Annotated in this window: 17 protein-coding genes; 7 read left to right on the top strand and 10 right to left on the bottom strand. The window is 71.3% G+C overall.

Features of this window, described 5'->3' with window-relative positions; genetic code table 11:
• Positions 1–209: 209 nt before the first annotated feature.
• The 7 genes from phsA to ABZ453_RS19725 all read right to left on the bottom strand — a co-directional run bounded on the left by phsA (position 210) and on the right by ABZ453_RS19725 (position 8,709).
• The gene (gene phsA / locus ABZ453_RS19755; RefSeq protein WP_359016224.1) at positions 210–2,087 is read right to left on the bottom strand and encodes an O-aminophenol oxidase PhsA; all 1,878 of its coding nucleotides are present in this window, start codon (positions 2,085–2,087) and stop codon (positions 210–212) included.
• 101 nt (positions 2,088–2,188) lie between these two features.
• The gene (cyc2, locus tag ABZ453_RS19750) at positions 2,189–4,345 is read right to left on the bottom strand and encodes a germacradienol/geosmin synthase Cyc2 (RefSeq protein WP_359016223.1); all 2,157 of its coding nucleotides are present in this window, start codon (positions 4,343–4,345) and stop codon (positions 2,189–2,191) included.
• A gap of 99 nt (positions 4,346–4,444) precedes the next feature.
• A complete protein-coding gene (locus tag ABZ453_RS19745; RefSeq protein WP_359016222.1) occupies positions 4,445–5,197 on the bottom strand; it encodes an ABC transporter ATP-binding protein in 753 nt (250 codons plus the stop codon).
• Complete coding sequence (locus tag ABZ453_RS19740; RefSeq protein WP_359016221.1) at positions 5,194–6,054, bottom strand: ABC transporter permease subunit; 861 nt, start codon at positions 6,052–6,054, stop codon at positions 5,194–5,196. The genes ABZ453_RS19745 and ABZ453_RS19740 overlap by 4 nt, the downstream gene beginning before the upstream one ends.
• A complete protein-coding gene (locus tag ABZ453_RS19735; RefSeq protein WP_359016220.1) occupies positions 6,024–6,800 on the bottom strand; it encodes an ABC transporter permease subunit in 777 nt (258 codons plus the stop codon). Before ABZ453_RS19735 ends, ABZ453_RS19740 begins: the two co-directional genes overlap by 31 nt.
• Positions 6,801–6,817: 17 nt before the next feature.
• On the bottom strand, positions 6,818–7,789 hold the full coding sequence (locus ABZ453_RS19730; protein ID WP_359016219.1) for an ABC transporter substrate-binding protein: 972 nt from the start codon (positions 7,787–7,789) through the stop codon (positions 6,818–6,820).
• Between the two features lie 56 nt (positions 7,790–7,845).
• Complete coding sequence (locus ABZ453_RS19725; protein ID WP_359016218.1) at positions 7,846–8,709, bottom strand: TIGR03619 family F420-dependent LLM class oxidoreductase; 864 nt, start codon at positions 8,707–8,709, stop codon at positions 7,846–7,848.
• Between the two features lie 130 nt (positions 8,710–8,839).
• On the opposite strand from ABZ453_RS19725, the gene ABZ453_RS19720 reads away from it, so the two are divergent.
• The gene (locus tag ABZ453_RS19720; protein ID WP_359016226.1) at positions 8,840–10,102 is read left to right on the top strand and encodes a cytochrome P450; all 1,263 of its coding nucleotides are present in this window, start codon (positions 8,840–8,842) and stop codon (positions 10,100–10,102) included.
• A gap of 6 nt (positions 10,103–10,108) precedes the next feature.
• Here ABZ453_RS19720 and ABZ453_RS19715 read toward each other — a convergent pair whose 3' ends face one another.
• Positions 10,109–11,290, bottom strand: coding sequence for a damage-control phosphatase ARMT1 family protein (locus ABZ453_RS19715; protein ID WP_359016217.1), 1,182 nt, complete (start codon positions 11,288–11,290; stop codon positions 10,109–10,111).
• A 22-nt stretch (positions 11,291–11,312) separates the two neighbouring features.
• Positions 11,313–11,960, bottom strand: a complete 648-nt coding sequence (locus ABZ453_RS19710) for a ScbR family autoregulator-binding transcription factor (RefSeq protein WP_359016216.1) — start codon at positions 11,958–11,960, stop codon at positions 11,313–11,315.
• A 376-nt stretch (positions 11,961–12,336) separates the two neighbouring features.
• On the opposite strand from ABZ453_RS19710, the gene ABZ453_RS19705 reads away from it, so the two are divergent.
• Both ABZ453_RS19705 and ABZ453_RS19700 read left to right on the top strand, forming a co-directional pair.
• Positions 12,337–12,981 carry a ScbR family autoregulator-binding transcription factor gene (locus tag ABZ453_RS19705; protein ID WP_359016215.1) on the top strand — a complete coding sequence of 215 codons (645 nt, stop codon included), beginning with the start codon at positions 12,337–12,339 and terminating at the stop codon, positions 12,979–12,981.
• Between the two features lie 458 nt (positions 12,982–13,439).
• The gene (locus ABZ453_RS19700) at positions 13,440–14,372 is read left to right on the top strand and encodes a lytic polysaccharide monooxygenase (RefSeq protein WP_359016214.1); all 933 of its coding nucleotides are present in this window, start codon (positions 13,440–13,442) and stop codon (positions 14,370–14,372) included.
• Positions 14,373–14,390: 18 nt separating this feature from the next.
• On the opposite strand, the gene ABZ453_RS19695 is transcribed toward ABZ453_RS19700, so the two are convergent.
• Positions 14,391–15,044 (bottom strand): Tat pathway signal sequence domain protein, encoded by a 654-nt coding sequence (locus ABZ453_RS19695; RefSeq protein WP_359016213.1) that lies wholly within the window; start codon positions 15,042–15,044, stop codon positions 14,391–14,393.
• A gap of 681 nt (positions 15,045–15,725) precedes the next feature.
• On the opposite strand from ABZ453_RS19695, the gene ABZ453_RS19690 reads away from it, so the two are divergent.
• From ABZ453_RS19690 to ABZ453_RS19675, 4 genes are all read left to right on the top strand, one after another.
• On the top strand, positions 15,726–16,379 hold the full coding sequence (locus ABZ453_RS19690; protein ID WP_359016212.1) for a DUF6230 family protein: 654 nt from the start codon (positions 15,726–15,728) through the stop codon (positions 16,377–16,379).
• Complete coding sequence (locus tag ABZ453_RS19685; RefSeq protein WP_359016211.1) at positions 16,379–16,813, top strand: DUF6114 domain-containing protein; 435 nt, start codon at positions 16,379–16,381, stop codon at positions 16,811–16,813. Before ABZ453_RS19690 ends, ABZ453_RS19685 begins: the two co-directional genes overlap by 1 nt.
• Before the next feature lie 141 nt (positions 16,814–16,954).
• On the top strand, positions 16,955–17,740 hold the full coding sequence (locus ABZ453_RS19680) for an SAM-dependent methyltransferase (protein ID WP_359016210.1): 786 nt from the start codon (positions 16,955–16,957) through the stop codon (positions 17,738–17,740).
• A gap of 192 nt (positions 17,741–17,932) precedes the next feature.
• A complete protein-coding gene (locus ABZ453_RS19675; protein WP_359016209.1) occupies positions 17,933–18,946 on the top strand; it encodes a sugar ABC transporter substrate-binding protein in 1,014 nt (337 codons plus the stop codon).
• The last annotated feature ends 32 nt before the right edge of the window (positions 18,947–18,978 follow it).

The following is an 18,978-nucleotide window of genomic DNA, read 5'->3' as shown; positions in this document are numbered from 1 at the left end:
GCTGTCTGGCCGCCGTCGGCTTGCGGTTGGCTCCTCCGCGAGGCATGCGAACGATCTCCTTCCTGAGCGTTCGCAACCATCGATGGAAATCAAGCCTTCTTCCCGGCCTCCCTCTTCCAGCCCGAGCTGTACGAGGACGGCTCGCGCCCGCACCCGATGATCCGGGCGCTGGCGCGAGCCGCGGTGGAGCACGCGCGCGGGCGGGGGTCTCAGCCCGTGTGACCCTCCCCGTGGCCGCCGTGCGCCCCGCCGTGGTCGAACCGCATGGCCTCCTCGGGCATGACGACGAAGGGCCGCATCATGCCCATGTCCTCGTGTTCGAGGAGGTGACAGTGGTACATGAACCGGCCGTACGCACCGTCGAACCTCCCCATGACACGCAGTATCTGGCCGCCGGGCACCCGGAAGACGTCCTTGTAGCCGCGCTCGTTGGGCGCGAGCGGCAGCTGCTTGGTCGCGTCGAACGCGATCGGCACGCGGGTGCCGCCCGCCGCCGGGTCGAAGCCCGAGACGTCGTAGGCGTCCCGGCCCAGCAGCTGGAAGTCGGCCAGGTGGATGTGCATCGGGTGGACGATCGGCGCGAGGTTGAGGAAGCTCCACTGCTCGTAGGAGCCCTCGGCGACGGTGAAGCCCAGGCCGTCGTTGAAGGTCCGGGAGGTGCGCCGGTACGTCTTCGTGGTGCCGTCCGCGCCGGTGAGCTGGATGACGCCGTCGGCGGGCGGCTGGAGCTCGCCGGGATCGTCGACCTCGGTCATCTCCCAGATCTCCGGGTGGCCGCCGGAGCCCTTGGTGCCGGGCACGGTGAGCACGACGAGGCGGTGGCCGTGCGGGATGTCGTGCGTGAGCCGGTGGAAGGAGCCGGAGAGCACCTCGGGCAGCTCGAAGGTGTCCGTGCACTCTCCCGCCCCGACCCGGAACTCCATGACGGCCGGGTAGCGCACGTCGTTCACCGGGTCGGGCACGCCCGGGGCCTGGCCACGGCCCTTGTTGACCAGGCGCAGCTTCTTGCCGGCGAGGCCGCGGAAGTCGACGAGCAGGTCGAAGCGCTCGGCCGGCGCGGCGGTCAGCGTGGGCAGCGTCTCGTCGAAGTCGACCGGGACCGGGCGCGGCAGGAGCCCGCCGTCGCTGCCGATCTGGTGGACGACGCCCGGGACCGGGTGGTCGTCCTCGTCGACCAGGACGAGCTCGTAGATGCGCGCGTTGGAGGCGTTGACCAGCCGGAAGCGGTACCAGGCGGCGTCCACCCCGGCGTACGGCCAGATGCGGCCGTTGACCGTCGTGTACGGGCCGGTGAACGGGATGGAGACCGGCTTTCCCGTCTCCGGGTTCTGCTGCTGGACGATCACCGTCTTGTGCAGCAGCCGTCCGTTGAGCCTTCCGTCCTCGTCGGTGTCGAGGTTGCGGTCGGCGAGCAGCAGCGGGATCTCCCGGTCCCCGCCGGGCAGCCCGAGGGCGTCCTCCTCGTCGTCCCGCAGCAGGTAGGTGCCGTACAGGCCCGTGTGCACGTTCCACCGGGTGATGTTCATGGCGTGGTCGTGGTACCACCACTGCACCGCCTGGTGGTCGTTCGGGTACTCCGACAGCTGGGCGTCGCCGTACCCGACGGCGTTGTCGGCCCAGCCGTCGTTGCCGCCGCCCGTCTGCGCCCCGTGCAGATGGGTCACCGTCCAGGCGGGCAGGGCCGCGACGTCCTTGTTCGGTTCGGCGCCCTCGCGGCCCGGCTCGGTGGTGGCGGGCGGAGTGCCGGGCGCGCGGACGGGTACCTCGACCGAGGTGACCGGGTACTCGCTGCCGCTCGGTACGCGGTTGGTCCAGGCGATGCGGACCCGCCGGCCCCGGCGCACCTCGATGGTCGGTCCCGGTACGTGGCCGTCGTAGCCCCACATCAGGGTCGGCGGGAGCTGCGGGTGCAGCCGGACCCAGGTGGGGCGGACGGCGATCTCCGTCTCGCGCAGGACGTCGCCGGCGCCCGGCCGCAGGACGGGCGGGACCGGTAACGGCGTCACGTACGGCACCAGTTCGTCCGGTGCCGGTGCCGCCCTTCCCGTGCCGTCGTTCTCGGTGATCCTTTCGATGATGTCGGTCAAGTCGAACACCCCCGTGTGTTCTGTTGTCTGTTCCCCTTGCCTCAGAAGACTCCTGACATCCCGGTGAAGTTCCCTGAATGTCCCGTTCCGCACGAAAAGTTTCAGTGGATGGTGACAGCGGCTCGCGGATCGGGCAGGAAGCCGTGGGTGCGCCGGGCGAGGTGGTCCGCCTTGTAACGGTCCACGGAGCGGTGCCAGTTGAGGATGCCGGCCATCCAGTTCTCCAGGTCGGCCACATAGCCGCGCATGACCTCGCGGGCCTGCTCCGACAGGTCGAAGTCGTCGTGGACGACGGGCAGTTCGTGAGCGGCGACGTGCTGGAACTGGCGCATGCGCTGGGTCATGAGGTCGTGGACGACCGAGAGCGCCGTCGGGTAGTCGACGCCGAAGAAGTTCTGCACGACGAGGATCGCGTTGTGGATCTCGCCCTCGTACTCGATCTCCTTCTGGTACGAGAAGATGTCGTTGAGGAGGCAGGCGTAGTCGACGGCGGCGTTCTCCAGGGAGCGGACGGGTCCACTGCGGTAGACCTCGGGCGGTACGGCGGGGCCGTGCCCCATGCGGCACAGGCTGAGGGTGAGGTCGGAGCCGAAGGTGGCGCGGCGCATCTCCAGGTAGTCGACCGGATCGGGGATGCGGTGCTGCAGCTGGTTGGACAGCTCCCACACCCAGCTCTCGGTCATGACGTTCACCGCGTCCTTGAGGAAACGCCTCTCGCCGGGGGTCATCTCCGCCGTGGTGCGCGCCCACAGGTCGACCAGTCCGCGCTCCATGCCGTTGGCCGGGACGAGGACCCCTTCGCCGTCGACGGGCATGCAGTCCGCCAGGCGCCGGGTGGTGAGGCGGGCGGCGGCCAGGTCGCGGCGGTGGCCGTACACCAACGGGTAGTAGTCGTCGCCGTACGTGCCCCAGGCGAGCCACTGGGAGGCGAGGTCGAGGGCCTCGGGTGTGGCGTCCGGGTCGAGGCCGGCGGCGCACAGCGGGAGGTCCGCGGCGGCGAGCCTGTCCTCGTCCCAGACGCCCTCCTGCAGCATGCCCATGCGGTGCATCCAGCCGGTGAGGCATTCGCGGGCGCCGGGCAGGTGCGGGCTCAGCTCGACCTGGAAGGGCATGTGGAAGTCGGGCAGCAGGGACGGTCCGACCTTCTGGTACGGCACGTGCGTGTACGCGCGCAGGCGTTCGGCGCCGGCCGCGGCGAGCAGCGCGCCGACGTCGGCGGCGGAGGATCCGGGACCGGTCAGGCCGTGCCAGGGCCTGGCGGCACGCGCGCGTGCGTTCATGTAGCGGCTGGAGCGCATGTGCCACTCGTGGCCGCCGGACTGCCAGTCCGTGAGGCCCTGGGCGTACCGGGCGACGGCGGCGGCCTCGGGCGGGGTGAGGCCCTTGTCCAGGGCGAGCGCGGGGACCTCGGTGAGCGCGGTGTGCTCGAACTGGTGCAGCCGGGAGGTCAGGATGTCGTTGACGGTGTCGGCGGCCTCCTGGGTGGTGCAGCCGAAGAAGGTCTCCAGGACCAGCACGCCGTTGCTGAGCTCGCCCTCGTCCTCGACCTCGCGCTGGTAGGAGAACAGGTCGTTGCGCAGATGGACGGCGTCGGAGAAGGTCTCCATCAGCACCCGCAGCGGCCTCGACGCGGCGACCGACGCCGGGACCTCGGCCGTCGCGTACTCCACGAGGCCCGCCGACCAGGGCGCGCCGCCGACCTTGCGGCGCATCTCGATGTACTCGACCGGGTTGGCGATCCGGCCCTCGTTGATGTTGGACAGCTCCCACAGGGACTCGTTCAGCAGGTGCTCGGTCGCCACCGCGAAACGGCGGCGCCAGTCGGCGGACATCGCCGGTACTGTGCGCGCCCACAGATCCGCGAGGCCCGCCTCGACCGGGTTCTGCGGCTCGGGCACGGGGGTCGCCGGGTCCATCGGCATGAACAGCGGCAGCCGGTCCAGACAGGCCTTGCCGCCGGCCCGGTCCTGGGTGCGCTTGAAGGTCTCCAGGAAGTGGTCGTCGAAGAAGAACACCCACACGTACCAGTCGGTGATCAGGCAGAGCGCCGGGCCGTCGCAGTCGGGGTGGGTGTAGGCGCACAGCAGTCCGTAGTCGTGCGCGTCGAGGTCGGACTGCTCCCAGATCCCGGACCCCTCCAGCATGCCCATCTCGCGTGCCCACGCCGTCGAGTGGGCACGCGCCTCGTCGACATGCGGGTTCAGCCGCGCCGGGTACGGCATGTAGAAGTGCGGGAGTTCGAAGGGCTGCTGCGTCATGGCCGGGCCCTACCCAGGGCCCTCGGGGGGCATCCGCGAGCCGGGACATGATCACACCATCGCGTGAACCGACGCGGAATCCGGGAACCGGGCAGGGTTTCACGCTCCACGCACGGCCCGGCCCACCTCCGCCCGCAGCGCGACGAACTCCGGCAGGCCGCGGGTGCCGATCTGGTCGCGCTTGCCGGGGAGTTCGACGGGGAGGTCGAGGACGACGCGGGAGGCGGGGCCCGGCGAGAGGACGACGACGCGGTCGCCGACGTAGACGCTCTCGTCGATGTCGTGGGTGACGAACACGATGGTGGTGGCGTCGGTGCGGTGCACCTCGAGGAGGAGGTCCTCCAGGTCCTCCCGGGTCTGGGCGTCCAGGGAGCCGAAGGGCTCGTCCATCAGCAGCAGCGAGGGACGGCAGACCAGGGCGCGGGCGATGGCGACGCGTTGCTGCATGCCACCGGAGAGCTGCCAGGGGTGGCGGCGGGCGGCGCCGTCCAGGCCGACGCGCTCCAGGATGCGGTCGGCCTCGGCCCGCCGCCCGGCCCGGGCGAGGCCGCGGCGGCGCAGCGGGAGCGCCACGTTGTCGCGGACCGTGAGCCAGGGGAAGAGCGAGCGGCCGTAGTCCTGGAAGACGACGGCGAGATGGTCGGGTACGCCGCTGACCGGCACGTCGTCCAGGGTGATGGTGCCCTCTCGGGCCGGCTGGAGGCCGGCGATGGTGCGCAGCAGTGTGGACTTGCCGCAGCCCGACGGGCCCACGACGCACAGCAGTTGGCCGTCGGGAACGGTGAGGGTGATGTCGTGCAGGACGGGGTGGTCGCCGTAGCGCTGGCCGAGGGCGTCGAGGCGGAGGGTCACGTGGGTCTCCTTCTCCCGGTCATCCGTCGTTCGACGGCCAGGAGGGCGGTGTTGAGGAGGTGGCCGAGGACGCCGAGGAGGAGGAGCGCCGCCCACACGGTGAGCAGGTCGGAGCGGGACTGGGCGTCGGTGAGGGTGAAGCCGATGCCGTTGGCGGTGCCGGGGAGGAGTTCCGAGAACACCATGAGGATGAGGGAGAGGGACAGGCTCAGGCGCAGCCCGGCGAAGATGTGGGGCAGCGCGGAGGGCAGGAGCAGGAAGCGGAGCCGTTCGAAGGGGTTCAGGCGCAGGACGGCGGCGACGTCGAGGCGCAGGGGGTCGGTGGCGCGGACGCCCTCGGCGGTGTTGATGAGGACGGGCCACACCGCGCTGAACGCGATCGAGGCGATCTGCATCGGCGTACCGAAGGCGAACACGACGACGAAGACGGGCACGAGCGCCGGGGGCGGTACGGCGCGGGCGAACTGGAGCACCGGGTTGCACAGCGCGTACGCCCAGGCCGAGCGGCCCACCAGCACGCCGGCCGCGATCCCGCCGACGGCCGCGATCCCGAACCCGACCGCCATCCGCCCGAGACTCGGCAGCACGTCCCCGGTCCCGGCCGCACTGAGGAACGCGTGCCGGGCGGGCCCCGAGAACCACAGCTCCCGCGCACGGAGGACGATACGACTCGGCGGCGGAAAGTAGACACTCCCACGGGCCAGAGCGCCCCACTGCCAGGCCCCGAGGGCGACGAGCAGCACCAGCAGCCGCAGCACGGCGTGCCGCCAGGAGAAGGCGGGGCGTGCGGCGGGGTGGGGGTGGCCGACCGTCCCCCGCCCTCCGCTCACGCAGCCGCCCTCCGATCCGGTGTCCACGGGAACAACCGCCGTTCCGCCCGGACCAGGACGCTGTTGATCGTCAGGCCGATGGCGCCCGCCCAGAGCACACCCGCGAGGACGTCGCGGGTGCCGTCCGTGGCGAGGGAGGCCTGGGCCATGAAGATGCCGAGGCCCTCACCGAAGCCGGAGAGGATCTCGGTGGCGACGGCGAGGATCAGCGCGATCGCCGCCGAGATACGGACGCCGGCCGCGATGAACGGCGCCGTGGCGGGGAGTTCGGCGCGCAGGAGGACGGAGAGGCGGCCGAAGCCGAAGGCGCGCAAGGTGTCCTTGGCCAGCGGGTCGGTCTCGCCGAGGCCGTAGATCGTGTTGAGGAGGATCGGCCACACCGACGCGTACACGATCAGCGCCACCTTGGTCTCCGTGCCCGTGCCGAGAAGCAGGGACACCAGAGGGATCAACGCCACCGAGGGCAACGGCCGCAGGAACTCGACGATCACCCGAACCGCCGAGTCGACGATGGGCACGCTGCCGAGCAGCAGGCCGAGCGGCACCGCCAGCACGATCGCCAGGCCGAGCCCCAGCGCCCATGCCCGCAGCGTCGCGCCGATCCCGGCGAGGAAGGCGCTGTCGCCCGCCAACTCCACCGCGCGGGCGAGGACTTCGGAGGCCGGGGGCAGATAGTCGCGCCGGACGATCCCCGCGCGGCCCACCGCCTCGCAGGCGCCGAACGCCAGCAGCACACCCAGGCCACCCAGCACCAGTTCCTGACGTCGCTTCACGTTCCGCCGCTCCCACGTCACTTGACCAGCAACGTCGCCGGATCGATCGCCTTCTTCAACAGTCCCTGTCTTCGCATGAGTTCGGTCAGCCGCCGCAGCTGTGCGAGGTCCGTGGCGGTCGCGTACGTCGGCAGGCCGATCGACGTGGCCTGGTCCGCGGTCACCTTGGTGTACTTGGGGAGTTCGGCCCGCACGGCCGCGGGATCGGACGCGGCGATCTTCGAGGCGGCCTCGACGGCACGCCGGAACGCGGCGGCCGCCCGCGGGTGACCGTCGGCGAACCTCCGTGTCGTGACGTACCCGCTGATGGGCAGCGACCCGACGGGCGCCGACGCCCCGTCGAGCAGCACCCGTGCCTTCAACTGCCCCTGGATCGCGCTGTCGAAGGGCTCCACGGCGTGTACGGCGTCCACCTGTCCCCGCTGCAGGGCGGGCCCCATCTGGGGGAAGGCGATCTGCCGGTACACCGGCCGCCCGACGCCCCGCTGGTCGAGGATCGCGTTCAGGGTGAGCGACTGGATGTTGTTGAGGATGTTGACGGCGACCGTGCGGCCCGCGAGACCGGCGAGGGTCTTGATGCCGGAGTCCTTCGGCACCAGGACGTCCATCATGTGCGGCGCGGTCCGCACCCCCTCGGCGAGGACCCGCACGTCGAGCGTGCCCTTCTCCTCCGCCTGCAGGAACGTCACGTAGTTCGCTCCGGCGATCACGTCGACCTGCCCGTTGGCCAGGGCGGGCAGCGCCTGGATGCTCTGCTGGACGGGCTGGACGGTGACGTCCAGCCCCGCCTTCTCGAACAGTCCGCGGTCGCGGGCGAGATAGACCGCCGCCGTGTCCGTCAGGGGCAGGGCGGCCACGGTGATCTTCGTGCGGCCCCCGTCCGTCGCCGTGGAGCCCCCTTTGTCGCCGCAGCCGGCGAGGAGCAGTGTCAGGGCGGCCAGGACGACCGCCGGCTTTCCGATTCCCGGCCGCAATCGACGTAACGCCATGCGGGCATGACTATCAAGGAATTGTCATGATCACCACATGAGAAGGCGTCGAAGCGTCACTCTTTGGAGAAATGCGAAAGGACCTCCTCGGCCACCCACCCGAGCGCGTCGGGCAGCGCCTCGGTGGCGACAGCCAGCCACAGCGAGCAGACGGAGAGCCCCGCGTCGGCCAGCGCGCCGAGTTCGTCCCGTACGCTCTCCGCGCTCGTGTCAGGGCCGCCCAGCAGGCGCCCCGGTGCCCGCACGGCCGCCGTGAACCCCGGCGGTACGAGCGAGAGGCCCGCCGTCAGCCCCAGCGTCCGCGGATCCCGGGCGGCCACGTTCCCGAGCGCTTCGAGCCGCTCGCGCACCGCCCGCAGCCCGGCCGCGTCGAGCCCGGCGCCGTGCCAGGTGTCGCCGTACCGCAGTGCCCGGCGCAGCGCCGCGTCGCTCTGCCCGCCCACCCACACGGCCGGCCCCGGCTCGGTGCGCGGCCGCACACCGAGCCGTACCTCCGCCTCGTCGCGCCACAACCGCCGTACGGCGGCCAGCTGTTCGTCCGCCCGCCGGCCTCGCCCGGCGAAGGGCACGCCGACGGCCTCGAACTCCCGCTGGTCCCAGCCGGTGCCGACACCCAGGGTGAAGCGGCCCCCGGAAAGCCGGTCGAGGGTGGCCGCCTGGTGGGCGAGGAGGACCGGGTCGTACAACGGCAGCACGAGCACGCTGGTCACCAGGCCGACGCGGGTGGTCGCCCCGGCCACGGCGGCCAGGGTCACCAGCGGGTCGGGCGTCACGCCGGTCTCGCCGGCGAGCGCGTGGCCGCTGACGAAGACGTGGTCGAAGCCCAGCCGCTCGGCGGTGCGGGAGGTCTCCAGCACGCCGTCGACCTCCTCCTCCCGCGCGGGCCACAGACGGTGCGGGGCCACTCCGATGCGCAGCATGTCGTTCGCTCTCCCCTCGTACGGTGACGCGGACACCCGAGCCGGTGAGCGGCCCGGCGACAAGCGCAACAACGCCCGCGCCGCGCGCGTTCCCTTGCCCGGTCACCGGCCGTGCGGTCACCTTGGTCGCATGACCATGCGCGAGGCCCCGCCCGTCCCGGACGTCTTCGATCCGCGGCGCTATGCCACCGGGGTGCCGTACGACGCCTACCGCGTCCTGCGCGACCATCACCCCGTGGCCTGGCAGGAGGAGCCGGAGGTGCTGGGCTGGCCGGCCGGTCCCGGGTTCTGGGCGGTGACCCGGCACGCGGACGTCGTCCGTGTACTGAAGGACTCGGGGGCGTACTCCTCCCGTCTCGGCGCCACGCAGATCCGCGACCCCGATCCCGCCGACCTGCCGTTCATCCGACGCATGATGCTCAATCAGGATCCGCCGGGGCACGGCCGGTTGCGGCGTCTCGTCAGCCGTGCGTTCACCCCGGGCCGTGTCGACCGGTTCACCGCCGTCGCCCGGGAGCGGGCCCGCACCCTGCTCGGCGAGGCCCTGCGGACGGCGCGGGCGACGGACGGCACCGTGGATCTCGTCGGCGCCGTCACCGACGACTACGCGCTGCTCAACCTCTCCGACCTGCTCGGCGTCCCGGACTCCGACCGGGATCTGCTGCTGCACTGGACCCGGCGCGTCATCGGCTACCAGGACCCGGACGAGGCCGGTCCGCCCACGCTCGACGCGGCGGGCAAGCCGGTCAACCCCCGCTCCCCCGCCGCCCTGGCCGACATGTTCGCCTACGCCCAGCGGCTGGCCGCCCACAAACGCCGCCGTCCCGCCGACGACGTGATGACGACGCTCGCCCACGAGCCCGAACTCGCCGACGCGGAACTGGAGATGTTCTTCTTCCTGCTCACGGTCGCGGGCAACGACACCGTACGCAGCGCGGCCCCGGGCGGCCTGCTGACCCTGGCCGAGCACCCGGAGGCGTACGAGCGGCTCCGTGCCGGAAAGGCCGAACTGCCGGTCGCCGTGGAGGAGTTACTGCGCCGGCATCCGCCCGTGCTCAGCTTCCGCCGGACCGCTGCTCAGGACACGACCCTCGCCGACCGCCGCATCCGCGCCGGTGACAAGGTGGTCGTCTTCCACGCCTCCGCCAACCACGACGAGCGGGTCTTCACCGACCCCGACCGTCTCGATCTCGCCCGCACCCCGAACCCGCACGTGTCCTTCGGCGACGGCCCACACGTCTGTCTGGGCGCCCACTTCGCCCGGCTGCAACTGCGGGTCCTCTACGCCGAGGCGCTGCACGCCCTGCCGGTCCTGCGCCCGGCCGGACCGGCCCGGCGACTGGTGTCGAACTTCATCAACGGCATCAAGTCGCTGCCCACACAGGTGTGTTGAGGCGGATCAGGTCCGCACCTGGATCAGCGCGTGGGTCCCGCCGGTCCGCCAGCGCTGCCCCTCCGCCGCCACCAGCGCGGACTCCGTCTCCGCGGCCAGACCGGTGATCACGTCGGACTTCAGGGTGCGCAGGGCCGCCACGGAAGTGGGGAAGTGAGTGGTGACCCCGGCGAACGGGGTGGTGGGCGGCCAGAGGCGGTCGCCCACCAGGCGACGGTAGTTGAGGTCGCCCTTGACGATCGTCAGGTCGCTCGGGGCGAGGTCGTCGCGGAGGTCGGCGGGCAGGTCGGCGAAGGGCAGTGGGGCTGCGGCGAAGGGGTGGGCGCGCAGGACGAGGCGCCCGTCGGTCATCGCCGCCCACAGCACCCTGCCGTACGCGGCCGCCGCGCCCTCCGCCCCGTTCAGTCGCCGCAGCGCGTCGAGCACGTCGGCGGTCGTCGCGTCGGAGACGTAGTACGGGTACGGCTTGACGTGCAGGAACGCCCGCCGCACCTGGCCGCTTCGGAGGATGTGGGCGATGAGGAGCAGGTCGGGGATGAGTTCGCGGCCCGCGTTGTCGGCGATCAGGGACAAGGTGGCGGCGCCGGAGGGCGGGAGCAGGGACCAGAGCAGGTCGCTGTCGTCGGCGACCAGGCCGGGCGCGGCCTCCTTGGTGCCTGCGCTCGCGTCGGAGAGACGGAAGCCGAGGTCGGCGCGGTTGCCCCAGAGGGAGCCGTGCAGGAGGGCCTGTGCCTGTTCGGCGGGCGGCAGGCCGGCGAGGCGGTCGAGCGCGGTCAGTTCCTCCGCCGCCTCCGGGGCGTCCAGCTCACCCAGCTTGGAGGGGCGGAAGGGGTCGATGCCCTGCCACGGGCCTTCGGTGAAGTAGCCGACCGCGTCGAGGAGTTGGCGGTAGAAGTAGCTCTCGGACCAGAGCCAGGGGAGGTCGTACCAGGAATGACCGACGTACTCGTCGAGGCCCCACTGCGCCCAGCGGTCACGGTCGTGGGCGTCGGGCGGGAGCGGTTCGACGACGCCCTTGGTGCAGCTTTCCAGCAGGGCGTCGAGGGCACGGTGCCGGGCGGGGCCGTATGGGAAGGACTCCCGGACCTGCCGGATGATCGCGGGGTGCCGCTCGGCGAGGACTCCGTGCGGGAAGGAACCCGGCTCGTTGCCGAGGATCACGGGCGGCGCGGACGGGGTGTCGGGCATGCGCCTCACCGTACCGCGCGGGTCAGGCCGTCCTGATCTCCCGCTCCAGGCGTGCGGTGAGGTTCAGATAGCGGGCGCGGCGGGTGACCGGGACCAGGCCGCGGATCATGACGTGCCACATCTCGGCGACGCGGCGCGGCTGGCGGGCGACCGGTTCCAGGTGGCGGCCGACGACGCGGGTTCCGACGAACCAGCTGACCAGGGCGTGGGCGGTGGCCTCGATATCGATGTCCGGGTGGATGTCGGACTCCCTGACCGCGCCGTGCAGCTTGCGGGAGGCGAGCTCGCGCCACTCGGTGAAGGGGTGCGCCAGCGGCGGGCGCACCTCTATGGCGCCGGTGGCGAGGCGGAGTCCGGCCCGCTGGATGGGTCCCTCGACGGACATGCGGGAGATGCGGAAGGTGACGCGGATCAGGGTCTCGAGGGAGGAGTAGCCCCGGCCCTCCAGTTCACCCGCGACCTCGCGCGAGGCCCTGGACTGGAGTTCCATGATGGCGTGGGCCAGATCCTCCTTGGCCGCGAAGTGGAAGTACAGGGCGCCCTTGGTGACTTGGGCGTGCTCCACGATGTCGCTCAGGCTGGTCGATTCATAGCCGTGGCGGTCGAACAGTTCTGCTGCGGCCGTGATGATCGTCGCGCGGGTCTGTTCGGCGCGTAACTGCCTCGCCATCGGCTGAACACTCCTGGGACTGGGAAAACGGGTCGTGCAGTATGTTTCTCACTCCCCGTACACGATATCTCACCGTACGACGGCGCCGACGGCGCACCCCGAGAACGTCGACCGGCCCTGCCCGGGCGGGAGTTGGGCACACGCCGGACATCACCGAGGAAAACAGCACGTGCGGTACGGACACACCATGGGAACCTGCCGCGACACGTGTCACCGCCGCGTACGGGACGCCGGTGGACGACGACCGTCAGGGCCGGTTGAGGCATGTCCCTCCTCGATCCCCCGCAGCGGACGCAGGGCCTACAGTACGAGGCGACCGGTTGGTTTGCCAATGAGACGAGGGTGACTGCCAACTCGGCTCAGCAGAGGGGCACTTATGGCGAGACAGGAGCGCGCCGTCCGGACCCGCCGGATGATCCTCGAGGCCGCGGGCGCGGTCTTCGACGAGCACGGCTACACGTCCACGACCATCGCGATGGTGCTGGCACGGGCCGAAGTGACCAAGGGCGCCCTGTACTTCCACTTCCCCTCCAAGGAATCGCTGGCCCGGGCCGTGCTGGACGAGCCGCTGCCCGTCGGCGCCGTTCCGCCGCAGCCGTGCAAGCTGCAGGAGATCGTCGACGTCACCTTCGTCTTCGGTCAGCACCTGCTCGACGACGCACTGCTGAAGGGCGGCGTCCGACTCGCCGTGGACCGCAGCGTGCCCGGGGTCGAGCACAGCGGGCCGTTCCGGCAGTGGACCGACCGACTGGTGTGTCTGCTGCAACAGGCTTGCGCGCAGGGGGAGTTGCTGCCGACAGTGGAACCCGGGGACACGGCCGAGCTGGTGGTCGGCGCCTTCGCGGGGATCCAGTTGCTGTCCCGGGCGCTGACCGGCCGGGGCGACCTCGCGCAGCGGATCTCGGTCCTGTGGGCCCACGTACTGCCCAGCGTCGCGGTACCGGGCCTGCTCCCCCGCATCGACACCGCGCCGGACCGGGGGCCACGGGTACTGGCGTCGCTCGCCTCACGCGCCTCCTGAGGCGGTGGTATGTGACATAGCACTGAACCGCTCAGTGCTATGTCACATACCACCGAGCCCGGAAGGGCGGGCGGGCCGGTCCCATTCGCACCGGCCCGCCCGTCGACGGCCCGCCTCCCCATGTACGGCGCGCCGTGTCCTGTACGCGTCGCCCGCGACCGGCGTTCACTCCGCACGGAACACGGCGCTTCCTCCGCACCGAACACGGCACGCACTCCGCACCGACCGCGGCGCTCCCTCCCCACCGAACACGGCAAGCACTCCGCACCGACCGCGGCGCTCCCTCCCCACCGAACACGGCAAGCACTCCGCACCGAACACGGCGCTCCCTCCCCACCGAACACGGCAAGCACTCCGCACCGAACACGGCGCTCCCTCCCCACCCTGAACGCGCCGCGCCGGTTTCCCGTACTCCACGGGAGCAGCCCGTTCCCGTGTCGGCCGAGGAGGCGTTCCGGATGGTCCGGATGACCGCATACCGCACCGCCCTGGCGGCCGCCGTCGTGACCCCGTTCCTGCTGCCGCTGTGGGCGGCCGGCCCGGCGCAGGCGCACGGCGCGCCGACTGATCCGGTCAGCCGGGGCTACGCCTGCTCCCCGGACGGCGGGGCGAACGCCAGGACGGCGGCCTGCAAGGCGGCGGTGGCGGCCAACGGCGCCCCGTTCACCTTCTGGGACGACGTACGGGTCTCGGACGTCAACGGCCGCGACCGGCAGACCATCCCGGACGGAAAGCTGTGCAGCGGCGGGCTGGCGGAGTTCAAGGGCCTCGACCTCGCCCGCTCCGACTGGCCCTCGACAAGCCTGAAGCCGGGCGCGACGCTGAGCATGACGTACGCCGCGCCGATCCCGCACGCGGGTACCTTCCGGCTCTATCTCACCAAGCCGGGGTACGACCCGACGAAACCACTGACCTGGTCCGACCTGCCGGCCCAGCCGTTCGCCTCGGTCAAGGACCCGGCCCTGACCGGCGGCGCCTACCACTTCACGGCGAAGCTCCCGGCGAATCGCACCGGACGTCAGGTCCTCTTCACGATCTGGCAGACCAGCAGCACGCCCGACACGTACTACTCCTGCTCGGACGTGGTGTTCCCGGGGGCGGGCAGCGGCGGTTCGACGGCCTCGGCGCCCGCGTCGAGCGGCGGCGGCCGGACCGCGAGCGCGACGCCCGCGCCGACGGCCCAGAAGCCGCGTACGCCGGCGAGTCCCGCGCAGCGGACGACGACGGCTGCGGCGGCGAGCGCGGCACCGTCGCAGCCCGACAGCACGCCCGTCGCCGCCACCGAGACCGCCGACTCGGGCCCGTCCGCGCCCATGATGGCGGGCGGCGCCGCCGCGGTGCTGGTGCTCACCGGGGGCGCCGCCCTGGCCCTGCGTCTGCGTCGACGCTGAACTACCGGGCTGCGAGGGTCAGTTGACGTAGACCGTCGCGCCGTTGTCCGCCACCGGGGCGTACTTGGCGGTGAAGTAGCCGCTGCTGAAGCAGAGCGACGAGCCGGACGTCTTGGTGAACTGCTGGTTGGTGAAGTTGATGCTGGCGTCGGTGTTGCTGGTGGTGCCGGTCAGGCTGGGGGCCTGGTAGACGCAGGAGATGGAGCCCAGCAGGGTCTTCAGCTTGACCGTGGTCTGGATGGTGGAGCCGCTCGCCGGGGTCACGGTCAGCGTGCCGTCGGAGGCCACCGTGGTGGTGTACGGCAGGTTGTCGACCGTGATGCTGGTGACGCCGGTCACGCCGAGGACGTTGCTGGTGCAGCTGCTGCTGTCGAAGGTCTGCGCGCCGACGGACTCGGTGGCGGTGCCGGGGGCGCTGGGGTTGTCCGTGACCGTGGCGGTGAACGTCGAGGACGTGCAGGAGACACCGCTGGTGCCGGTCGCGCTGGAGTACAGCGTCGCGGAGGTGCCGCTGGCCAGCGGCGCGGTCAGGACGTCGCCGACCGCGACGGCGGTGCCGCCGGTGGAGCCGGTGGTCAGCACGGGGGTGTCGGCCGCCGACGCCGGCATGGCGGCCGGGATGGAGAGGGCGGCGACGGTGCCGACGAGGGTGAGGAGGGTGCGAGTGCGCATGCGAGTGCCTCTTTCGAAAGTGGGGGTTGGGGGTGATGTGGGACGTGGGGGGTGGCTGGAAACGAAGGCGCGTGCCCATTCGCCGTTGCCGGTCCGTGACGCCTTCTCCGTACGTCACGGACCGGCAACGACGACCGGCCGGGGACCGACCGAAGACCCGTGGGGAGGGCCGGCGGCCGGGCCGGACGGAAGACTCGACCCGGCGACGGAGCAGGGGGGAAGTGCCCGTGCCGGGCCGTGAAGGGTTTGTGCCGGGCGGCGCTGCGCCCGTGATGGACAACTGAGGTCCGGGAAACGCGGACGATGCCGCGTGGCTGGATCCGGCGCCACGGATCCGGGGGAAGCCAGGGAGAGTTGTAGACCTGAGGGTCAGTCAACGTCAAGCGGCTACAAGCGAGTTGACGATCGTTCAAGGAATTCGACAGCCAAGGCGTGGCGCCCGGGCAAAGCCCCAGCCAGCAGCGGGGCACAGGCGGTGCACAATCAACATCCTTTTTTCACAACTCCCTTGACCCCCCAAAGTAACCACGGGTAACTTCCCGGTTGGCTACTGCGGAGTACGAGAAAGCCCTTCCATCCGTCCGGGAGTTGGGAGGAGGCGTGCGCCCGCAGCCGCTGTCCGCGCCAGGACAACGCGCCGCTGATGCCCAACCCGCACTGACTATGCACATGGGAGCAGAAATGGCCTCGTCCGCCGACCTCACACCAGGGAACCCGGAAAGCGGTTCCTCGCTCGACCCCGCAAGACGCGGGCGGGTCCGGCTGCGCCGCGCCGCGGTGATGGCGGTCCCCGCCGTCGGAGCCCTCGCCGGCCTCGCGATCCTCACCGCCCAGGGCGCCCTGGGTGTGTCCTTCTCGATCTCCGGCATGCCCTTCACGGTCACCGCGAAGTCGCTCGACGGCACCGGATTCGAGCAGTTCGGCGCGCTCGACAGCATGATCGACAACAGCCCGAACGCCGGTGACACCGGCGGTCAGGTGCTGGTCGTCACCTCCGCCATCAAGAACGCGACGCTGGACAGCCTGTGCCAGAGCGTCGACCTCGGCGGCACCAACCTGCTGATCAAGGCGGGCAGCGGCTCGTCCAAGGTGCAGGCGACGAATCTGACGACGGACTCGACCCAGCTGACCGGTGACGCCTCGTTCAACAACATCGAGATCGGCAACGACGCGAGCACGCTGACCAAGGCCGGCGTGAAGGGTCCGGAGGGCGTCTTCAGCCAGCAGGCCGACACCGTGCACATCGACAACCTGCGGCAGACGAACTACGCGACCACCGCGGGCGTCTTCAAGCTGCCCGGCCTCAAGCTCAGCTTCAGCGACTCGGGTTGCTGATGTCCGAGGACACTCCACGCAAGGAGTGGCGGCCCGCCTTCGACGGATGGCGGGCCCGTCGGCCGTTCTGGGGCGGGCTGCTGCTCGCGCTCGGCGGAGCGGAGATCCTCTTCACCGAGAAGGCCTCGTTGAAGGTCATCATGCACATCGGGATGCAGGGCCTGGCCGGGTATCTGCTGCCGACCGTGATGCTGCTGTGCGGGCTGCTGACCATCCTCAGCCCGGGGCAGCGGCTGTTCTACTCGATCATCGGAATCCTGTCCTCCCTGGGCACCTGGCTCACCTCCAACCTGGGCGGCTTCTTCATCGGCCTCGCCCTCGGCGCCGTCGGCAGCTGCATGGCCTTCGGCTGGCTGCCGGACCAGGAGCCGCGGGTCAGCAGGCGACAGCGCAGGAAGGAAGCGAAGGCCTCGGCGGAGGCCGTACAGCTGTAGCACCGCGGAGCGACAGGACCCCGTGCCTCGACCGTCGTACGACGACGGTGGGCGCGGGGCCCGAGTCGTGTCCGCCTCCGCGCCAACGTTCCCTGGTTGGAGTCGAGTTGATGGTGGGATGGGAGGTGCATGGAGAGAGACATGGACACCGGTACGGCCCACGCGGCGCGGATCTACGACTACATCCTCGGCGGCGAGGACCACTACCCGGCCGACCGGGAGGCGGCCGACGCCATGTGCCGGGAGTGGCCGGCCCTTCCCGTCCACATGCGGGCCAACCGGGACTGGATGAACCGCGCGGTGCACCGGCTGGCCCGGGAGGCGGGGGTGCGGCAGTTCCTCGACATCGGTTCCGGCATCCCCACCTCGCCCAACATCCACCAGATCGCCCAGTCCGCGGCCCCGGCGTCGAGAGTGGTGTACGTCGACAACGACCCGCTCGTCCTCGCCCTGTCCGGGGAACTGCTCAGCAGCACGCCCGAGGGCCGTACGGCGTACGTCGAGGCGGACATGCGCGACCCGGCGGCCATCCTGGACGCGCCCGCTTTCCGCGAGACCCTGGACCTGTCGGAGCCGGTCGCCCTGACCGTCATCGCGATCGTCCACTTCCTGCTCGACGAGCACGACGCCGTCGGCATCGTCCGCCGGCTCATGGAACCGCTTCCGGCGGGCAGCTACCTGGCGATGTCCATCGGCACGGCCGACTTCGCGCCGGAGGAGGTCGGCCGCGTGGCCCGGGAGTACGCGGCCCGCGGCATGCCGATGCGGCTGCGCACCCTCGCCGAGGCCGGGGAGTTCTTCGCGGGCCTCGACCTCGTGGCGCCGGGCATCGTCCAGGTCCACAAGTGGCGTCCCGACGGCACGGCCACGGAGCCGGTCCGCGACGAGGACATCGCCATGTACGGGGCGGTGGGCCGCAAGCTGTAGACGCCACGCATCTCATTACGATGCGGCAGCGACAACTCACTGAAAGTGGCTGCTCACTTGACTACCGGAGGTCACACGCGATTGGCTCCGGCCAGTGAGAGTCACCCGGACGGCGCACGGCACGCCGGACGGCGTCCGGGGCTCCTCTCGCCGTTTCTCCAGTTCGGCCGCACAGCGAGGTGCCGCACCCTCATGAACACTCCTCCCCCGCCTCCCGCCTCCCACAGATCCGTGCGTGTCGCCGCCCTCGCGGTGGCCGTCGGGCTTCTCGTGACGGGGTGCTCCGCCTTCGGCGGTCAGTCCGAGTCCGACGCCGGCTCCGCGGGCAAGGCCGGCAGCGGCGGCCGCATCAGGATCGCCATGGTCACGCACGGCGCGAAGGGCGACGCCTTCTGGGACCTGGTGAAGAAGGGCGCCGAGGAGGCGGCCGCGAAGGACGACGTCGATCTGACGTACACCAGCGACCCGGACGGGTCGGGGCAGGCCGAACTGGTGCGCGACGCCATCCGGGAGAAGGTCGACGGCATCGCCGTGACCCTGGCCAAACCGCAGGCGATGCGGGGGCCGGTCGCCCAGGCCAAGGCGGCGGACATACCCGTCGTCGGCCTCAACTCGGGGACCGACTCCTGGCGGCCGGACGGGCTCCTGGAGTTCTTCGGCCAGGACGAGAGCGTCGCCGGGCGGGCCGTCGGCGACAAACTCAACGGCCTCGACGCCAAGCACGCGCTGTGCGTCATCCACGAGCGCGGCAACGTGGGCCTGGAGGCCCGCTGTGCCGGGATGAAGAAGACCTTCGGCGGCCAGACCGAGAACCTCTACGTGGAGGGCACCGACCCGACCGCCACCTCCGCCGCGATCACCGCCAAGCTGCGGCAGGACCCGAGCCTCGACGAAGTCGTCACCAACGGCGCCCAGTTCGCGCTGCTGGCCGTCAAGGCGGCGCAGGCGGCCGGCAGCCGGGCCGGGGTCGCGACCTTCGATCTCAACAAGGATCTGGTCGAGGCCGTGCAGAGCGGGGACGTGCAGTTCGCGGTGGATCAACAGCCGTATCTGCAGGGCTACCTCGCGGTGGACGGCCTGTGGCTGTACCGGACCAACGGCAACATCAGCGGCGGCGGTGTCTCGCCGGTGCTCACCGGCCCGGCGTTCGTGACGAAGGCCAACGTCGCCTCCGTCGCCCGGTTCGCCGACGGCGGGACCCGCTGAGCCGCCCGGTGCGCGACATTTCGTACGCCGAT

The sequence above is a fragment of the Streptomyces sp. NPDC005799 genome, from assembly GCF_040630525.1.
Lineage (GTDB): Bacteria > Actinomycetota > Actinomycetes > Streptomycetales > Streptomycetaceae > Streptomyces > Streptomyces griseorubiginosus_B.
Note: the sequence above shows the minus strand (reverse complement) of the source record. Positions and strands in the feature narration are given on the sequence as shown.

Bases quoted from the DNA above. Each gene is read 5' to 3' on its own strand.
- ABZ453_RS19705 (WP_359016215.1), top strand. From the start codon at position 12,337: ATGGCGAGACAGGAGCGCGCCGTCCGGACCCGCCGGATGATCCTCGAG.
- ABZ453_RS19675 (WP_359016209.1), top strand. From the start codon at position 17,933: ATGAACACTCCTCCCCCGCCTCCCGCCTCCCACAGATCCGTGCGTGTC.
- ABZ453_RS19700 (WP_359016214.1), top strand. From the start codon at position 13,440: ATGGTCCGGATGACCGCATACCGCACCGCCCTGGCGGCCGCCGTCGTG.
- ABZ453_RS19715 (WP_359016217.1), bottom strand. From the start codon at position 11,290: ATGCCCGACACCCCGTCCGCGCCGCCCGTGATCCTCGGCAACGAGCCG.
- ABZ453_RS19730 (WP_359016219.1), bottom strand. From the start codon at position 7,789: ATGGCGTTACGTCGATTGCGGCCGGGAATCGGAAAGCCGGCGGTCGTC.
- ABZ453_RS19720 (WP_359016226.1), top strand. From the start codon at position 8,840: ATGACCATGCGCGAGGCCCCGCCCGTCCCGGACGTCTTCGATCCGCGG.
- ABZ453_RS19690 (WP_359016212.1), top strand. From the start codon at position 15,726: ATGGCCTCGTCCGCCGACCTCACACCAGGGAACCCGGAAAGCGGTTCC.
- ABZ453_RS19695 (WP_359016213.1), bottom strand. From the start codon at position 15,044: ATGCGCACTCGCACCCTCCTCACCCTCGTCGGCACCGTCGCCGCCCTC.
- ABZ453_RS19710 (WP_359016216.1), bottom strand. From the start codon at position 11,960: ATGGCGAGGCAGTTACGCGCCGAACAGACCCGCGCGACGATCATCACG.
- ABZ453_RS19725 (WP_359016218.1), bottom strand. From the start codon at position 8,709: ATGCTGCGCATCGGAGTGGCCCCGCACCGTCTGTGGCCCGCGCGGGAG.
- cyc2 (WP_359016223.1), bottom strand. From the start codon at position 4,345: ATGACGCAGCAGCCCTTCGAACTCCCGCACTTCTACATGCCGTACCCG.
- ABZ453_RS19680 (WP_359016210.1), top strand. From the start codon at position 16,955: ATGGACACCGGTACGGCCCACGCGGCGCGGATCTACGACTACATCCTC.
- ABZ453_RS19685 (WP_359016211.1), top strand. From the start codon at position 16,379: ATGTCCGAGGACACTCCACGCAAGGAGTGGCGGCCCGCCTTCGACGGA.